This window comes from Xanthomonas chitinilytica (assembly GCF_026107455.2).
Lineage (GTDB): Bacteria > Pseudomonadota > Gammaproteobacteria > Xanthomonadales > Xanthomonadaceae > Stenotrophomonas > Stenotrophomonas chitinilytica.
Window position 1 is genome coordinate 57,658 of record NZ_JAPCHY010000004.1, and the last position, 15,935, is coordinate 73,592.

At 70.4% G+C, this 15,935-nt stretch carries 17 protein-coding genes; 9 read left to right on the top strand and 8 right to left on the bottom strand.

All coding sequences use genetic code 11. The features are described from left to right. The first annotated feature begins 6 nt into the window (after positions 1-6). The 4 genes from OK345_RS05985 (at position 7) to OK345_RS06000 (ending at position 2,282) form a co-directional block, all read left to right on the top strand. Positions 7-843, top strand: a complete 837-nt coding sequence (locus OK345_RS05985) for a ferritin-like domain-containing protein (RefSeq protein ID WP_265127019.1) — start codon at positions 7-9, stop codon at positions 841-843. A gap of 71 nt (positions 844-914) precedes the next feature. Next, positions 915-1,223: a hypothetical protein gene (locus OK345_RS05990; protein ID WP_265127020.1), complete on the top strand. Its 309-nt coding sequence runs from the start codon at positions 915-917 to the stop codon at positions 1,221-1,223. Positions 1,224-1,353: 130 nt separating this feature from the next. Then, entirely contained in the window at positions 1,354-1,794 is a 441-nt protein-coding gene (locus OK345_RS05995; RefSeq protein WP_265127021.1) for a DUF2628 domain-containing protein, read from the top strand. Between the two features lie 44 nt (positions 1,795-1,838). Then, positions 1,839-2,282, top strand: coding sequence for a COG3650 family protein (locus OK345_RS06000; protein WP_265127022.1), 444 nt, complete (start codon positions 1,839-1,841; stop codon positions 2,280-2,282). Positions 2,283-2,315: 33 nt separating this feature from the next. Here OK345_RS06000 and lpxH read toward each other — a convergent pair whose 3' ends face one another. The 3 genes from lpxH to OK345_RS06015 are packed head-to-tail and all read right to left on the bottom strand — an operon-like array spanning position 2,316 to position 4,746. Then, positions 2,316-3,056, bottom strand: coding sequence for a UDP-2,3-diacylglucosamine diphosphatase (gene lpxH / locus OK345_RS06005; protein WP_265127023.1), 741 nt, complete (start codon positions 3,054-3,056; stop codon positions 2,316-2,318). Positions 3,057-3,089: 33 nt separating this feature from the next. Next, positions 3,090-3,629 (bottom strand): phosphatase PAP2 family protein, encoded by a 540-nt coding sequence (locus OK345_RS06010; protein WP_265127024.1) that lies wholly within the window; start codon positions 3,627-3,629, stop codon positions 3,090-3,092. Further along, positions 3,610-4,746, bottom strand: a complete 1,137-nt coding sequence (locus OK345_RS06015; protein WP_265127025.1) for a glycosyltransferase family 4 protein — start codon at positions 4,744-4,746, stop codon at positions 3,610-3,612. Before OK345_RS06015 ends, OK345_RS06010 begins: the two co-directional genes overlap by 20 nt. A gap of 177 nt (positions 4,747-4,923) precedes the next feature. On the opposite strand from OK345_RS06015, the gene OK345_RS06020 reads away from it, so the two are divergent. Further along, positions 4,924-5,328, top strand: a complete 405-nt coding sequence (locus OK345_RS06020; RefSeq protein WP_265127026.1) for an ester cyclase — start codon at positions 4,924-4,926, stop codon at positions 5,326-5,328. Positions 5,329-5,421: 93 nt separating this feature from the next. Beyond that, positions 5,422-6,219, top strand: coding sequence for a helix-turn-helix domain-containing protein (locus OK345_RS06025; RefSeq protein WP_265127027.1), 798 nt, complete (start codon positions 5,422-5,424; stop codon positions 6,217-6,219). A gap of 22 nt (positions 6,220-6,241) precedes the next feature. Here the strand turns inward: OK345_RS06025 and ppx are convergent, their stop codons facing one another. The 5 genes from ppx to OK345_RS06050 all read right to left on the bottom strand — a co-directional run bounded on the left by ppx (position 6,242) and on the right by OK345_RS06050 (position 13,769). Next, on the bottom strand, positions 6,242-7,768 hold the full coding sequence (gene ppx, locus OK345_RS06030; RefSeq protein ID WP_265127028.1) for an exopolyphosphatase: 1,527 nt from the start codon (positions 7,766-7,768) through the stop codon (positions 6,242-6,244). 57 nt (positions 7,769-7,825) lie between these two features. Continuing rightward, a complete protein-coding gene (gene ppk1 / locus OK345_RS06035) occupies positions 7,826-9,910 on the bottom strand; it encodes a polyphosphate kinase 1 (RefSeq protein ID WP_265127029.1) in 2,085 nt (694 codons plus the stop codon). Further along, entirely contained in the window at positions 9,907-11,247 is a 1,341-nt protein-coding gene (phoR, locus tag OK345_RS06040) for a phosphate regulon sensor histidine kinase PhoR (RefSeq protein ID WP_265127030.1), read from the bottom strand. Before phoR ends, ppk1 begins: the two co-directional genes overlap by 4 nt. A 103-nt stretch (positions 11,248-11,350) precedes the next feature. After that, the gene (gene phoB / locus OK345_RS06045) at positions 11,351-12,040 is read right to left on the bottom strand and encodes a phosphate regulon transcriptional regulator PhoB (RefSeq protein WP_265127031.1); all 690 of its coding nucleotides are present in this window, start codon (positions 12,038-12,040) and stop codon (positions 11,351-11,353) included. An 82-nt stretch (positions 12,041-12,122) separates the two neighbouring features. After that, positions 12,123-13,769, bottom strand: a complete 1,647-nt coding sequence (locus OK345_RS06050; protein ID WP_265127032.1) for a M48 family metalloprotease — start codon at positions 13,767-13,769, stop codon at positions 12,123-12,125. Positions 13,770-13,891: 122 nt separating this feature from the next. On the opposite strand from OK345_RS06050, the gene grxC reads away from it, so the two are divergent. The 3 genes from grxC (at position 13,892) to OK345_RS06065 (ending at position 15,857) form a co-directional block, all read left to right on the top strand. After that, on the top strand, positions 13,892-14,212 hold the full coding sequence (gene grxC / locus OK345_RS06055) for a glutaredoxin 3 (RefSeq protein ID WP_425510953.1): 321 nt from the start codon (positions 13,892-13,894) through the stop codon (positions 14,210-14,212). A 113-nt stretch (positions 14,213-14,325) separates the two neighbouring features. Further along, positions 14,326-14,721 carry a carboxymuconolactone decarboxylase family protein gene (locus OK345_RS06060; protein WP_265127034.1) on the top strand — a complete coding sequence of 132 codons (396 nt, stop codon included), beginning with the start codon at positions 14,326-14,328 and terminating at the stop codon, positions 14,719-14,721. A gap of 128 nt (positions 14,722-14,849) precedes the next feature. Continuing rightward, positions 14,850-15,857, top strand: a complete 1,008-nt coding sequence (locus OK345_RS06065; RefSeq protein ID WP_265127035.1) for an isocitrate dehydrogenase — start codon at positions 14,850-14,852, stop codon at positions 15,855-15,857. Positions 15,858-15,935 lie beyond the last annotated feature (78 nt).

Genomic DNA, 15,935 nt, shown 5'->3' on the forward strand with positions numbered 1-15,935 from the left:
ACGGCGATGGCGGACGCGACCCTGGCGGTGCCCGATATCGGCGGCGACCTGTTGCGGGCAGCGCAGGCCTGCCTGGCCGAGGCCGACCCGCTGCGCAAGGCGGCGCTGAGCCGGCATTTCGCCGCGGGCTACCGCGACGGCGCGTTGAAACTGCCGGCCGCTGCGCCGCCGCCCGAGCCGATCCGGATGCCGGGCCGGCCGGCGCGGCCGCTGCTGGTGCATCCGCGCGAGCTGCCGCGGCGCGGCCTGGGCAGCGTGGAAGGCCGTGCGGCGTTCATCCATGCCATCGCCCATATCGAACTCAACGCCATCGACCTGGCCTGGGATGCGGTGTACCGCTTCCGCGGCCTGCCGTCGTCGTTCCATGCCGACTGGGTGAGCTGCGCCGACGACGAATCGCGGCACTTCCTGCTGCTGCGCGAACGCCTGCTGGCGCACGGCCACGACTACGGCGATTTCCCGGCCCACAACGGCCTGTGGGAAATGTGCGAGAAGACCGCGCACGACGGCCTGGCACGGATGGCGTTGGTGCCGCGGGTACTGGAAGCGCGCGGGCTGGACGTCACTCCCGGGATGATCGCCAGGCTGCGCGGGCTGGGCGACGAAACCACCGCCGACGTGCTGGAGATCATCCTGCGCGAGGAGGTGGCGCACGTCGCCGCCGGTTCGCGCTGGTACCGCTGGTACTGCGAACGCGCCGGGGTCGAGCCGCGCACGCGCTTCAAGGAGCTGCTGCACGAATACGCCGGCGGCTACCTGCACGGCCCGTTCAACATGGAGGCGCGGCTGCTGGCCGGCTTCGACGCCGACGAGCTGGCCAACCTGGTCGAACAGGCGGGCTGAGCGGCCGGTTTGACGGATGCGGGCCGGCGGCGACACCATCGCCGCTGCGATGACGATGGCAGGAGGCTGCGATGGGAAGCACGGCAAGCGCGTCATGGCTGATCGCGTCCTGGGTATCGGTGGCGGCATTGGACCCGGACCGCAGGATCGAGCAGCCGAGCGAGCTGGTACCCATCTGCCAGCGCAGCGCCGAGGCCGCGTATGCCGCGGCCGGCATCCCGGTATTCCAGTGGTCGGCATCGCACACGCTGCGGGTGGACGTGCTGCACGTCGCAGGCCGCCTGCGCGCCGGCGGCGAGGATGTACGGGTGCGCTGCCGCATCGCCCGCGGCGAAGCCACCCGCGATGCACGCATCGAGATCGACGACGACCGCTTGTGAGCCGGCGGCGGGGCAGGTGGCAGGCACGGCCGGTCCGCCGGGGCAGGTTGCCCGCATGGAGTGGCGGCGGAAGGCGCGGCCTTCGGGTTTCGACAGGATTCGATTCGGCAGGACTTGGACAGGCAACAGGATGAGCGACCCCTACGACAGCAATCCCTACCAGTCTTCCGACACGGCGCTGACGCCGGCGCGGGAGGAGCGGGGCACGCACCATGACCGGATCGCGGCGCTGGACGTGTCCGAGACGTGGAAGCGACGCTTCCGCGCGATAGAAGCGGCCGGCGGCCCCGAACTGCCGCGCTTTCGCGAACTGCCTTTCTCCGAACGGCGGCGGGTCCAGTTCAACCTGCTGGCCTTCCTGCTGGGGCCGTTCTACTACCTGGCCAAGGGCCTGTGGCGGCAGGCAGTGGTCTATGTGCTGATCGCGCTGGCGGTCATTCTGCTGCTCGAGTTGGCGGGCCTGGACAGCGTGACGCGCGTCGTGGGCTACGGCTTCGCGGCGGTTTACGCGGTGCGTGCCAATATCGGCTACTACAAGCGGATGGTGCTGGCGCAGCCGCCATGGTTGTAGCGGTCGCCCGCCCCGCCGGTGTCCTGCCATCGAAGGAGATCGCCATGAACCCGTTCCGTCCGTTGTCGCTGCTGCCGCTGCTCGCGCTGGCGGCGTGCGCCCCGCAGCCGCCGAACGTGGAGAACGCAGCGGCGCAGGCGACCGGAGCGGAGGCCGCACCGGCCGCCGGGGATTTCCCGGACCCGCTGCTGGTCGCCGGCACCGAACCGTTCTGGAGCGTGAGGGTGGAAGGCGAGGTGCTGGAATACACCACCCCGGAAACGATGGAATCGCCACGGCGGTTGCAGGCCACGCGCCAGGTCGATGGCGCCGGCCTGCATCTCAGCGGCCAGGACGACGAGGAGGTGTTCGCGCTGGACGTGCGCCGCGAGCCGTGTTCGGACGGCATGTCCGACTACGAGTACCCCTACGCCGCCGAGTTCGTGCTGGGTACCCGCATGCTCAAGGGTTGCGCGCGCGATCCGGCGGTGGACATGCCGCCGCTGTGAGGCAGCAGGCCGGCGGCAGCCGCCGCCAGCCGTTCAACCCAGCGCTTCCAGCCGGTAGCCGTCGGCGTCCACCCGCAGCACCGAGCCCTGCTCGTACCAGTCGCCGAGCACGATGCGGGTGCAGCTGCGTCCGCCGGCCTGCAGGCTGTGGATCGCCGGGCGGTGGGTGTGGCCGTGGATCATCGTGTCCACGCCGTAGCGCGCGAAGGTGGCGGCGACCTCGTCCGGCGCCACGTCGGTGACGGTCTCGAACTGCGCGCGGTCGCCTTCCTTCAGCTCGGACTGGCGCGCCTGGCTGGCGGCGCGCGCCTGCTGCGCGAAGGCGATGCGCGCGGCCAGCGGCTGCGCCAGGAACTGCGCCTGGAACGCCGGGTCGCGGGTCTGCGCGCGGAACGCCTGGTAGGCGGTGTCGTCGGTGCATAACAGGTCGCCGTGCTGCAGCAACACCGGCTTGCCGTACAGCTCGATCACGCTGGGGTCGGGCAGGATGCGGAAGCCGGCGCGCCTGGCGTAGTCCTCGCCCAGCAGGAAGTCGCGGTTGCCGCGGATGAAGTACACCGGCACGCCGGCATCGTGCAGTTGGTGCAGGGCCGTGGCCACCGCGTCGGCGGCGGGCGAGGGCGTGTCGTCGCCGATCCAGGCCTCGAACAGGTCGCCGAGGATGTACAGCGCCTCGGCCTGCCGCGCTTCGCCGCGCAGGAAGTCGAGGAACAGTTCGGTGATCGCCGGACGGCTCGGGTCCAGGTGCAGGTCGGAAATGAACAGTGTCGTCATCCGCGCATTGTAGGGCGCGTGTTGCGGCGCTGCTCAGCCCGGCAGCGGCCAGGCCAGCAGCGCGGTGGAAGCCAGCACCGCGCCGATCGCGCTGGCGGCGAGCACGTCGCTGGGATAGTGCAGGCCCAGCACCACCCGCGACAGCGCCACGCCCACGGTGAACGGCACCAGCAGCGGTGCCAGCCACGGATAGTGCGCCAGCGCCACGATGCTGAAGGACACCGCGTGCAGGGTGTGGCCGGAGGGGAAACTGAATTCGTCCAGCGGCGCCACCCAGGCGCGGATGCGCAGGTCGGCGGCGAACGGGCGCGGGCGCCGGGTCCAGCGCTTGAGCGCCTTGTACAGCAGCAGCGCGACCACGCCGGTGGCGGCCATGTGCACCGAGGCGCGCAGCCCGTCCAGGCCGTCGACCACCACCAGCGCGGCCATCAGCAGGTACCAGAACAGGCCGTCGCCCAGGCGGCTGATCGCGGCGAACAGCTGCCGCACCCGGCGCCGCCGGCCATAACGGTTGGCGCGCCGGCACCAGCGCGCTTCGCGGCCGAGCAGGCCTTCAGGCGGCATCGGTCGCATGTGCGCTCCGGGCATGGGCCAGCTCCGCCAGCAGCGCCTCGAACTCGGCGATCACCCGCTGCGGATGCAGCTGCTGCATCGCCTGGCTGGCATTGGCGCCCAGGGTGGTGCGCATCTCGTCGTCGCCGGCCAGCTGCACGGCGGCGTTGATGAAGCCTTCGTCGCTGATCACCGCCGCGCCGTTGTTGCCGTTGCGCAGGTACTCGCGGGCGGCGCCGTAGTCGAAAGCCACCGTCGCCAGGCCGCTGGCCATCGCCTCCAGGGTGACGTTGCCGAAGGTCTCGCTGCGGCTGGGGAACAGGAACAGGTCGCCGCTGGCGAAGTGGCGCGCCAGCGCTTCGCCGCGCTGCACCCCGCAGAAGATGAAGTCCGGGTTCTCGTGGGCCAGCTTCTCGCGCAGCGGGCCGTCGCCGACCCAGACGAAGCGCGCCTTCGGCCGCACCTGCTGCAGTTTGCGGAATGCGCGCACCGCGAGCTGCAGGTTCTTCTCGGCGGCGATGCGGCCGACGTGGATCGCGGCGAAGCCGCGGCCGTCGATGCCCCATTCCTCGCGCAGCACCGGGTCGCGCCGCTGCGGGTCGAACAGGCTGCTGTCCACCGCGCGCGCCAGCAGGCGCACCCGCTCGAAGCCCTGGCCGTCGAGGAAGGCCTGCAGTTCGCGGGTGGGGACCAGGGTGGCGTCGGCCTGGTTGTGGAAGCGCCGCATCCAGTGCAGCGCCGCGGCCTGCAGCCAGGCCACGCCGTAGTCGGGCAGGTATTCGTCGAAGCGGGTATGGAAGCCGGAGGCGACCGGGATGCCGAGCCGCCGCGCGGTGCGCAGCGCCGACCAGCCCAGCGGGCCTTCGGTGGCGATGTAGACCGCGTCGGGCCGCTGGCTGCGCCAGTGCGCGGCCAGCCGCTGCGGCGCCGGCAGGCCGAAGCGCAGGCCCGGATAGCGCGGCAGGGCGGCGCCGCGGACCAGCACGGCATCGCTGTCGGCGCCATCGTGCGGCTGGCGTGGGCGGATCACGTCCACCTGGTGGCCGGCGCCGCGCAGGCCCTGTTCCAGCCCGTGCACGGTCAGGGCGACGCCGTTGACTTCCGGTGGATAGGTCTCGGTGACGATGGCATAGCGCATGGCGGCCTCCCGTTGCCGTGCAGGGTGGCAACCGTCGATGGCAGCAGGGTGTCAGCCAGATGCTGGAAATATGACGGGTTCATCCCGCGCTGCGGCCAGGTCATGACCTCGCAGGTAATCGCCTGGCAGCGCGATGGTCGCCACCATGGCGCCACCTTCCCGCAACGGAGTACCACGATGAATCAAGTCATTCCTGCCGCCCGGCCGCGCTGGACGGTCCAGCAGTTCATCGATTTCTGGGCCAATCCGGATTTCGACCTGCCCAGCGACGAACTGGATCCCGCTGTCCAGGGCTACTGGCCGGGTTGCCGCGAGCCCCTGCCCGGGATCGCGCGCTACGCCGCACCGCTGCGCATCCTGCTGCGGCATGTGCCCGACTTCCGGCTCGAACTGGCCGACCATGCCGATACCGGCGAGGTCATCTTCATCCGCTGGATCGCCCACGGCACCTGGCGCGGCCAGCCGCTGCGGATGAGCGGCGTGGACTGCATCCGCCAGCGCGACGGTCGCGTGGTCGAGAACCGCATCTTCTGCCGGCACCCGTTGATCGACACCGTCATTGCCGAAGCGGGCATAGTCTGAGGCAGGGTCCCGGGCCGTCGCGGTGCGGGCACGCTGCGGACGCGTCGTGCTCCAGCCGGGCAAGACTCCCTTCACCGATCGCGAGACGATGCAATGAACCATGAAACGGTCGGCGACGTACTGCGCGAATGGCGCGGGCGCCGTCGCTGGAGCCAGCTGCAGCTGGCCTGCGAAGCCGGGATATCCACACGCCACCTGAGCTTCGTCGAAAACGGCCGGGCCGCCGCCAGCCGCGACCTGCTGCTGCGGCTGGCCGAGCCGCTGACCATGCCGCTGCGCGCGCGCAATCGCCTGCTGCTGGCCGCCGGGTATGCGCCGGCCTATGCGGAGACGGCACTGGAAGCGGAGGGAATGGGCGCGGCGAAGGCCGCCATCGATGCGGTGCTGGCCGGCCACATGCCGTTCCCGGCGCTGGCGGTGGATCGCCATTGGCAACTGGTGGCGGCCAATCCCGCCATCGCCGCGCTGCTCGAGGGCGTCGCACCGGCCCTGCTGCAGGAGCCGGTCAACGTATTGCGGCTGAGCCTGCACCCCGATGGGCTGGCGCCACGCATCGAGAATCTCGCGCAGTGGCGCCATCATCTGCTCGAGCGCCTGTCGCAGCAGGCCGATGCCAACGGCGATCCGGTGCTGCGCTCCCTGCACCGGGAGCTGCAGGCGCTGCCGGCACCGCCGCCGGCCACCGGTGGCATGCCCGCGGACCGGATCGCGGTGCCGTTGCGGCTGCGCGATCCGCGTTCGGGGCGGACCTTGCAGCTGATCTCCACCACCACCGTGTTCGGCACGGCGACGGACGTGATGCTGTCCGAGCTGGCGCTGGAGTGCTTCTATCCGGCCGATGCGCAGACGCGCGGGCTGCTCATGGGCCAGGCGTCGCCACCGGCGTCGTGAGCGCCGCCGGCCCGCGCCGGGCTCAGGCCACGAACGGCCGGAAGCTGATGCCCAGCCCGGCCATGCCCTCGGCCTCGCCGATCAGGTCGGCGCGCAGCAGCGGGCGGGCATCGATGAAGGCCTGCGACAGCACCAGCGACAGCCGGTTGCCGTCCACGGTCAGTTCCAGCGTCGGAATCGGGTCCGGCTCGTGCGCGCGGTGCAGCAGCACCGCCAGCCGCAGCAGCGCGGCCAGGCGCCGGGCAGTCAGCAGCAGGCGTTCGGGCAGGGCGTCGAAGGCGGTCTTGGACACGTTGCGGCGGTGGGTGCGTACCAGCGCGGCCAGCAACTGCTGTTCCTGGCGCGAGAAGCCGGCGATGTCCGAATTCTCCAGCACGTAGCTGCCGTGGGTGTGGTAGCCGCTGTGGGCGATCACCAGCCCCAGCTCGTGCAGGCGCGCGGCCCAGCCGAGCATGCGCGCATCGTCCGGGTCCAGGCTCCAGGCCTCGCAGACCTGGTCGAACAGCCGCTGCGCGGTGGCTTCCACGCGCCCGGCCTGGGCGGTGTCGATGCCGTAGCGGTGCGTCAGCGCGGCCACCGACTCGTCGCGCGGGTCGTTGTCGCTGCCGCGGCCGAGGATGTCGTAGAGGATGCCCTCGCGCATGGCCGCCTTGCTGACCAGCAGCTTCTGCAGCCCCAGCGCCTGGAAGGCGGCCTCCAGCACCAGGATGCCGCCGGCGATGATCGGGCGGCGGTCGTTGGACAGGGTGGGCAGGTTGATGTCTTCCAGGCGCTTGGCGCGCAGCAGTTCCTCGCGCAGCAGCGGCAGCGCCTCGGCGGTGATCGCGCCCTTGCTCAGCTTCATCGCCGCGCAGATCTCGCTGATCGCCTTGTGGGTGCCGGACGAGCCCAGCGCCTCGTCCCAGCCCAGCGCCCGGTACTTGGCGGCGAACGGCTGGAACTCGCTGCCGATCTCGGTCAGCGCTTCCTTCCAGCGCTTCTTCGACAGCTTGCCGCCGGGAAAGAAGCGCTGGGTGCTGGCGATGCAGCCGGCCTGCAGGCTCTCGCGCTCCAGCGGCTGCAGGCCCTGGCCGATGATGAACTCGGTGGAGCCGCCGCCGATGTCGATCACCAGCCGGCGCTGGCCCGGCTTGGGCGGCTGCGCGTGGGCCACGCCAAGGTAGATCAGGCGCGCCTCCTCACGGCCGCTGACCACTTCGATGGCGTGTCCCAGCGCGGTTTCGGCCGGCATCAGGAAGGCCTGCGGCGAGCGCAGCCGGCGCACGGTGTTGGTGGCCAGGGCGCGGACCCGCAGCGACGGCACCTCGCGGATGCGCTGGCCGAAGCGGGCCAGGCACTCGAGCGCGCGCTGCCGCGCCTCGGCCGACAGCCCGCCCTTGGCATCCAGGCCGTCGGCCATGCGCACGGTCTCGCGCAGGCGGTCGACCACCCGCAGCTGCCCGAGCAGGTAGCGGGCGATCACCATGTGGAAACTGTTGGACCCCAGGTCGATGGCGGCCAGCAGGTCGCCGTCCTGTAGCGGCGGGGTGGTCGGAGAGAACTGGGGCATGGGGGCGAATGGTAGCCGAAGGCCGGGGCGCGGCGTCACCTCGCACCGGCGCCCGGATCAGAGCCCTTCGAGCAGCGCCATCTGCGCCGAGTGCGGCGGCTGGTCGTGGCCCGGCACGCACTTGCGGTACTGGCCGTCGGCGGCCAGCTCCCAGGCGTTGAGATTGTCGTCCAGATAGTTCTGCAGCACCTCGCGGTACACCCGCCGTGCCAGGTCCGGGTCCAGGATCGGGAAGCAGGTCTCCACCCGCCGCAGCAGGTTGCGTTCCAGCCAGTCGGCGCTGGCGCAGTACAGCTCGGGCGCGCCGTTGTTGCCGAACCAGTAGACCCGGCTGTGCTCCAGGAAGCGGCCGACGATCGAGCGCACCCGGATGTTGTCGGAGATTCCCGGCAATCCCGGGCGCAGGGTGCAGGCGCCGCGCACGATCAGGTCGATCTGCACCCCGGCCTGCGAAGCGGCGTACAGGGCGCGCACCACCTGCGGCTCGTTGAGCGCGTTCATCTTGGCGATGATGCGGCCCGGCTGGCCGCCGGCGGCCAGCCGGGTCTCGCGCTCGATCCGCTGCAGCACCCCGGTGTGCAGGGTGAACGGCGATTGCAGCAGGCGCTTGAGCCGGGTACGCGGGGCCAGTCCGGACAGCTGCTGGAACAGCTGGTGCACGTCCTCGCCGATCTCCACGTCGGCGGTGATCAGGCTCAGGTCGGTGTAGGCGCGGGCGGTGCCGCTGTGGTAGTTGCCGGTGCCCAGGTGCACGTAGCGGCGCAGCTTGCGGCCCTCGCGGCGCACGATCAGCAGCATCTTGGCGTGGGTCTTGTAGCCGACCACGCCGTACACCACCTGCACCCCGGCTTCCTGCAGGCGGTCGGCCAGGCCCAGGTTGGCCTCCTCGTCGAAGCGCGCGCGCAGCTCGACCACCACGGTGACGTCCTTGCCGTTGCGCGCGGCCTGGATCAGCGCATCGACGATGCCCGAGTCCTTGCCGGTGCGGTACAGCGTCTGCTTGATCGCCAGCACATTGGGGTCCACCGCGGCCTGCTTGATCAGGTCCAGCACCGCGGAGAAGGAGTCGAACGGGTGGTGCAGCAGCACGTCGTTGCGGGCGACCGTCTCGAAGATGCGATCGCCGTCCTTGAGCGTGCGCGGATTCATCGGCGGGTACTTCAGGTCCGGCCGCGGCACCATGTCGTAGACCTGGATGACGCGGTTGAGGTTGACCGGGCCGTTGATCGGATACACCGCATGTTCGGGCAGCTCGAAATTCTGCAGCAGCGAACGCACGATCGGTCGCGGGCAGTCCTGGGCGATCTCCAGCCGTACCGCCGGCCGGTAGCCGCGGTCCACCAGCTCGTCGCGCAGCGCCAGCGCCAGGTTCTCCACTTCCTCCTCGTCCACCACCAGCTCGGAGTTGCGGGTGACGCGGAACTGGTAGGCGCCTTCCACCTCCATGCCCGGGAACAGTTCGTCGACGAACGCCGACAGCACCGAGGACAGGAACACGAAGGTGTGCGGGCCGCCGAGCGCTTCGGGCAGCTGGATGATGCGCGGCAGCGAACGCGGCGCGCGCACGATGGCCATGTGCCCGGCGCGGCCGTAGGCGTCGACGCCGTTGAGCACCACCACGATATTCAGCGACTTGTTGAGGATCTTCGGGAACGGGTGCGCCGGGTCCAGCCCCAGCGGCGACAGCACCGGCATGATCTCGTTGCGGAAGTAGGCGCGCAGCCAGCGCCTCTGCCGCGTGCTCCACGACTCGCGGCCGAGCACGCCGATGCCGGCTTGGCGCAGGGCCGGGCGCAGCACCTCGTTCCAGCAGCGGTACTGCTGGTCCACCAGCTCGGCGGCGCGGTCGTGGATGGCGTTTAGGATGGCCTGCGGGGTCAACCCGTCGGGCGCCGGCGGCAGGCCGAAGTCCTGGGCGTGGCGCACTGTGGCGGCGCGGATCTCGAAGAACTCGTCCAGGTTGGTGCAGGAGATGCACAGGAAGCGCAGCCGTTCCAGCAGCGGCACCAGCGGGTCCAGCGCCTGCGCCAGCACGCGGAAGTTGAAGTCCAGCTGCGACAGCTCGCGGTTGATGTACAGCGCCGGATCGCGCAGCAGGTCGCTGTCCATGGACGGGGAAGGGACGGGAGCGGGGCTGCTCATGCGCGGGAGTCTTCGGCAGGGGAGGGAAGGGGGGCGTCGGTGCGCTGGCGTGCGTGCTCGGCCTCGAAGTGGCAGGAGAACACGCTGCCTTTGCCGACTTCGCTCTGGATCTCCAGCCGCGCCTGGTGCAGGCCGAGGATGTGCTTGACGATCGACAGCCCCAGCCCGGTGCCGCCGCTTTCGCGCGAACGGCTGCTGGACACGCGGTAGAAGCGTTCGGTCAGCCGCGGCAGGTGGTGGGCGGGGATGCCGTAGCCGCTGTCGCTGACCGACAGCACGGTGCCGTCGCCGTCACGGGCGAAGCGGATGTCGATGCGGCCGCCGGCCGGGGTGTAGCGCACGGCGTTGGTCACCAGGTTGGAGAACGCGCTGTGCAGCTCCTTGTTCGAGCCGAGCAGGTCGACGCCGGCGCTGTCCTCGACGGTGATGGCATGGCGGCCCTGGCTGTAGGCCTCGGCCTCGCGCCGCAGCGTGGCCAGCATCGGCGTCATCGCCACGGTCTCGCGCTCGATGTACTGCTGCGACTCCAGCCGCGACAGGGTCAGCAGGTCTTCCACCAGCTGCGCCATGCGCTGCGACTGCTTGCGCATCTCGGCCAGCATGCCGCCGGTGCCGGGGAAGTCCTCCGGGTCCATCATGTCCAGGTAGCCGTGCACCACGGTCAGCGGCGTACGCAGCTCGTGCGAGACGTTGGCGACGAAGTCGCGGCGTACCTGTTCCAGCCGCAGCAGCTTGCTGACGTCGCGCGCCACCAGCAGCCAGTAGTCGTCCGAATACGGGATCAGCCGCAGGTGCAGGCGCAGCGACGGGTTCACCGGCGAGGGGGCGTCCAGGATCGGTTCGGCATTGCGGCCGCCGGCCAGCCAGTGGGCGAGCGGCAGCGGCTGCAGGCGGTCGACCAGCGCGCCGCCGATGTCGCGCGGGTGGTGCAGTCCCAGCAGCGTGGTGGCCGCCTCGTTGAACCACTGCACCCGCTGGCTGTTGCGGTCCACCACCACCACCGCATCGGGCAGGGCGGCGGCGGCGGCGCGGTAGCTGCGCAGCATGCCGAGCAGGCGCCGCTTGTGCGCGCGCATCTCGCGCTGGTTGCGGTAGAGCAGGCGGTCCAGTTCGTTCCAGGCGCCGGTGCCCGTGGCGGTATCCCAGCGCTGGCGCGCGGTCAGCCGCATCAGCACGCGGCGCAGGCGCCAGTAGTGCCAGCCGAGGATGCCCAGTGCCGCCAGGGCCAGCGCCAGTCCCGGATGTCCGGCCAGCCATCCCACCAGCCATGCCAGCAACAGCAGCGCGGCCACGGTGGCCAGCGTCTTCAACCAGGCAGAACGGATGTGGCGGGGCATTGCACTCTCGGGTGGGGCGGCGGGGAATCCGTGGGGGGACCCGGGGTTATAGCAGGACCGGTCGTCGCCGGCACCCTGTCGGGCCGGCGGCGATGCGGAACGTTCAGACCGCGGCCGAGAAGCGGTAGCCGGCACCGCGCACGGTCTGCACCATGTTCTCGGCGGCGAACGGCTCCAGGGTCTTGCGCAGGCGGCGGATGTGCACGTCGATGGTGCGTTCCTCCACGTACACGCTGCCGCCCCAGACGTGGTCCAGCAGCTGCGAGCGGGTGTAGACGCGTTCGGGGTGGGTCATGAAGAAGTGCAGCAGGCGGTACTCGGTGGGGCCGATCGGCACCGGCGCCTCGCCGGCGAACACCCGGTGCGCGGCGCCGTCGATGCGGATCGGGCCGACCGCCACGCTGCCGTCCTCGTCGTCCTCGCGGGTGCGGCGCATCACCGCGCGGATGCGGGCCAGCAGTTCGCGCGCGGAGAACGGCTTGACCACGTAGTCGTCCACTCCGGCTTCCAGTCCGCCGACGCGGTCGTTCTCCTCGCCGCGTGCGGTCAGCATGATGATCGGCACCTCGCGGGTCAGCGGCTCCTTGCGCCAGCGCCGCGCCAGTTCCAGGCCGCTGGTGCCCGGCAGCATCCAGTCCAGCAGGATCAGGTCCGGCACGCGGTCGGCGATCGAGGTCTGCGCCTCGCGCGCATCGCCGGCATGGACCGGCTCGTAATCGCCCTTGCGCAGGGCGAAGGCGACCATGTCGCGGATCGCGGGTTCGTCATCGACGATCAGGATGCGTTTCTGCACGTGTCCACCGTATTGCACATCGGGCCGGGATTGCGCCCAGTAGACTACGGTTTCGTGACACCTTTGTGACGGTCGCCGCGGCTCAGCGCCGTTGCAGGTCCGGGTCGCGGATGCCCTGCCGGCGCAGTTCCAGCACCGTCGGCGTGATCGCCTCGATGCGGGCGTCGACCCGGGCGCGGGCGACGTAGTCCAGTTCCGGCTTCTTCTTCAGCGCCTGCAACTGCATCAGCGCCTGCTCCGGGCGGCCGCTGAGGTAGGCGGCCTCGGCGTAGGCCTCGCCGGCGCGGGTGGTGTCGCCGGCCAGCTCGCAGGCGCGGGCGAAGGTGCGCTGGAACACCGGGTCGTCGCCGGAGCGCGCCAGCAGCGGCCGCAGCATGGCCTGCGCGCGCTGGCCGGCCTCGCGCCCGCCCTGCTCGTTGAGCACCGCGGCGTAGGTCAGCGCCACCGGGCGGTTGAACGGCAGCCGTTGCAGCAGCGCCTCGAAGCGCTGGTTGGCCTGCGCGTGCCGGCCGTTGCGCGATTCGGCCTCGCCCAGCGCCAGTGCCAGCCACAGGTTGTCCGGATAGGTGTCCAGCAGCTGGCGCAGTTCCTGCTCGGCCTCCGGGGCCGCGCCGCCGCGCAGCCGGGCCAGCGCCAGGCCATAGCGCTGCGGCTCGCTCAGGCCCTGCTTCTGGCTGCGGCGCAGGCTCTCGTACTCGCGCAGCAGTTCGGCCGGGGTGCTGGCGCTGAGCACCCGCAGGCGTTCGCGCGCCCAGTCGAACTGGCCGCTGCCGCCGCGGGCCAGGCTGTCCAGCGACACCGCCAGCTGCATCGATGAGGGCAGCAGCGGATTGTCGCGGCGCGTCAGCGGGTCGGACAGCGACGGGTCGGCTGGGTCCACCCGCTCCTGGCGCGTGCCGGTGGGGGTCTGCGTGGTCAGCAGCACCGTGTCCTTCTTCATCTGCTCGGCGCGCGCCTTGGCTTCGCTGATGCGGGTGATGTTGACCGGGTGGGTGCGCAGGAAATCCGGGGTGGTGTAGCCGCCCTCGTTGCCGCGCATCGCCTGCGACATGCGCTCGAAGAAGCCGGCCATCGCATCCACGTCGTAACCGCTGCGGGCCAGGGTGCGGATGCCCAGGCGGTCGGCCTCCGACTCGTTGGAGCGGGTGAAGTTGATCTGCCGCTGCTGCATCAGCCCCATCGCGCTGGTGATGCTGGCCATGGTGGCGTCGCCGGAGGAGTTGCCGCCCACCTGCTGGGCGGCGATCACCGCGGCCAGCATGCCGAGCAGGATCGGGATCTGGTCGCGCTGGGCGCGCTCCACGCTGCGCAGCACGTGCTGCTGGGTGACGTGGGCGATCTCGTGCGACAGCACCGCCGCCACCTCGTCCTCGCGCTGGGCGGTGAGCACCAGCCCGGCGTTGACCCCGATGTAGCCGCCCAGGGTGGCGAAGGCGTTGATCTGCCGGTCCTTGAGCATGAAGAAGGTGAACGGTTGCCGCGGCTGCGCGCTGTTGGAGCCGAGCCGGGTGCCCATCGACTGCAGCCAGTCGTCGATCAGCGGGTCGTCGAGCAGGTAGCCGTAGTTGCGCAGCTCGCGCAGCATCATCCCACCGTACTCGGCCTGGCGGGCGGGGGTGAGCAGTTCGCCGGCCGAGGAACCGATGTCCGGCAGCTTGGTGTCCTGGGCGGCGGCAAGCGGCGCGGCGATGGCCAGGGTGAGGGCGGTGGCGAGCAGCAGCGGGCGCAAGCGGAACTCCGGGGGCAGGTCTGGGCCGAGGATGAGGCGGTAACGGGGCGGCAGTGTGAAGCGGCGGTTAATCCGCAGTGTTGCGTTGGTGACGTCGAAAAACCAGCCGGCCGCTACCATATATGGACCCTGTTTCCCGCGTGGAGTTTCCCGTGAGCCAAGACGCATCCAGCCGTGCACCGGGCGCGGCGCCCGAGATCACCATCTATTCCACCGCGGTGTGCCCGTACTGCGTGGCCGCCAAGAACTTCCTCAAGAGCAAGGGCCAGGCCTGGACCGAGGTCCGCATCGACCTGGATCCGGTCGAGCGCGAGAAGATGATGGCGCGCACCCGCCGCACCAGCGTGCCGCAGATCTTCGTCGGCGACGTCCATGTCGGCGGCTACGACGACATGATGGCGCTGCATCGCGCCGGCAAGCTCGAGCCGCTTCTTGCCGGCTGAACCGCTACCCGGCGACAGGGCCGCGCGCTGCACCAACGATCCGGCCTGGGCGGCCGGGCGGACCATTGCCGGTCCGTCCCGGGCGACCGCCCCCATTCCCATGGACACCAAGCATGAGCAAGCACAGCAGCGGCGACGACCGCATCGCCGAGTTCACCGAGTTCCGCCAGCGCATGAACCAGCGCATCCTGGCCGAGCCCAACCAGGTGGTGCGGCGTTTCTTCGCACTGGACACCCAGACCTACCAGGCCGGCGCGCTGGACGTGAAGACCAAGGAACTGCTGGGCCTGGTGGCCTCGCTGGTGCTGCGCTGCGACGACTGCATCAGCTACCACGTGGCCCAGTGCAAGGAGGCCGGGGTCGGCCGCGAGGAGTTCTTCGAGACCTTCTCGGTGGGGCTGGTGGTCGGCGGTTCGATCGTGATCCCGCACCTGCGGCGGGCGGTGGACTTCCTCGACCAGCTGGAAAACGGCAGCGCGCAGGCGCCGGCCGGGCACGACCACGGCTGAGGCCCGACCATCGTCTATTTGGGGAGAAGGGGGCGGATCGGGCATAATTGCCAGTTGAAACCATTTTTAGCGCCTGTGCTCCGGGCTGCCGGACAGCGCTCTCCCTCCCTGTTCGGAATATCTATCAAATGACGCAGACAATCACCGTCATCCGCGGCGATGGCATCGGCCCGGAGATCATGGACGCCACGCTGTTCGTGCTGGACAAGCTGGACGCCGGCCTGGTCTACGAGTACGCCGACGCCGGCCTGGTGGCGCTTGAAAAGCACGGCGAGCTGATCCCGGCCGCGACCCTGGATTCGATCCGCAAGAACAAGGTGGCGCTGAAGAGCCCGCTGACCACCCCGGTGGGCGGCGGCTTCAGCTCGATCAACGTGGCCCTGCGTCGCCAGTTCGACCTGTACGCCAACGTGCGCCCGGCCAAGTCGTTCCCGAACACCAAGTCGCGCTTCGCCGACGGCGTGGACCTGATCACCGTGCGCGAGAACACCGAAGGCGCCTACCTGAGCGAAGGCCAGGAAGTCTCCGCCGACGGCGAGACCGCGTTCTCCGGCACCCGCATCACCCGCAAGGGCTCCGAGCGCATCGTGCGCTACGCCTTCGACCTGGCCCGCGCCACCGGCCGCAAGAAGGTCACCGCGGTGCACAAGGCCAACATCATCAAGTCGACCTCGGGCCTGTTCCTGAACGTCGCCCGCGAAGTCGCCGCCCGCTACCCGGAAATCGAATTCCAGGAAATGATCGTCGACAACTGCTGCATGCAGCTGGTGATGCGTCCGGAGCAGTTCGACATCATCGTCACCACCAACCTGTTCGGCGACATCATCTCCGACCTGTGTGCCGGCCTGGTCGGCGGCCTGGGCCTGGCCCCGGGCGCCAACATCGGCGAAGACGCGGCGATCTTCGAGGCCGTGCACGGCACCGCGCCGGACATCGCCGGCCAGGGCAAGGCCAACCCGTGCGCGCTGCTGCTGGGCGCGGCGCAGATGCTGGACCACATCGGCCAGCCGGAAAACGCCGAGCGCCTGCGCAAGGCCATCGTCGCCACGCTGGAAGCCAAGGATTCGCTGACCGGCGACCTGGGCGGCAGCGGCAACACCATGGGCTTCGCCCAGGCCATCGCCAGCCGGCTCTGATCGGGATCATCGTGCAAACAGCAAGGGCGCCTCACGGCGCCCTTGCTGTTTGCGGAATCCGTAGAGCCGAGCTTGCTC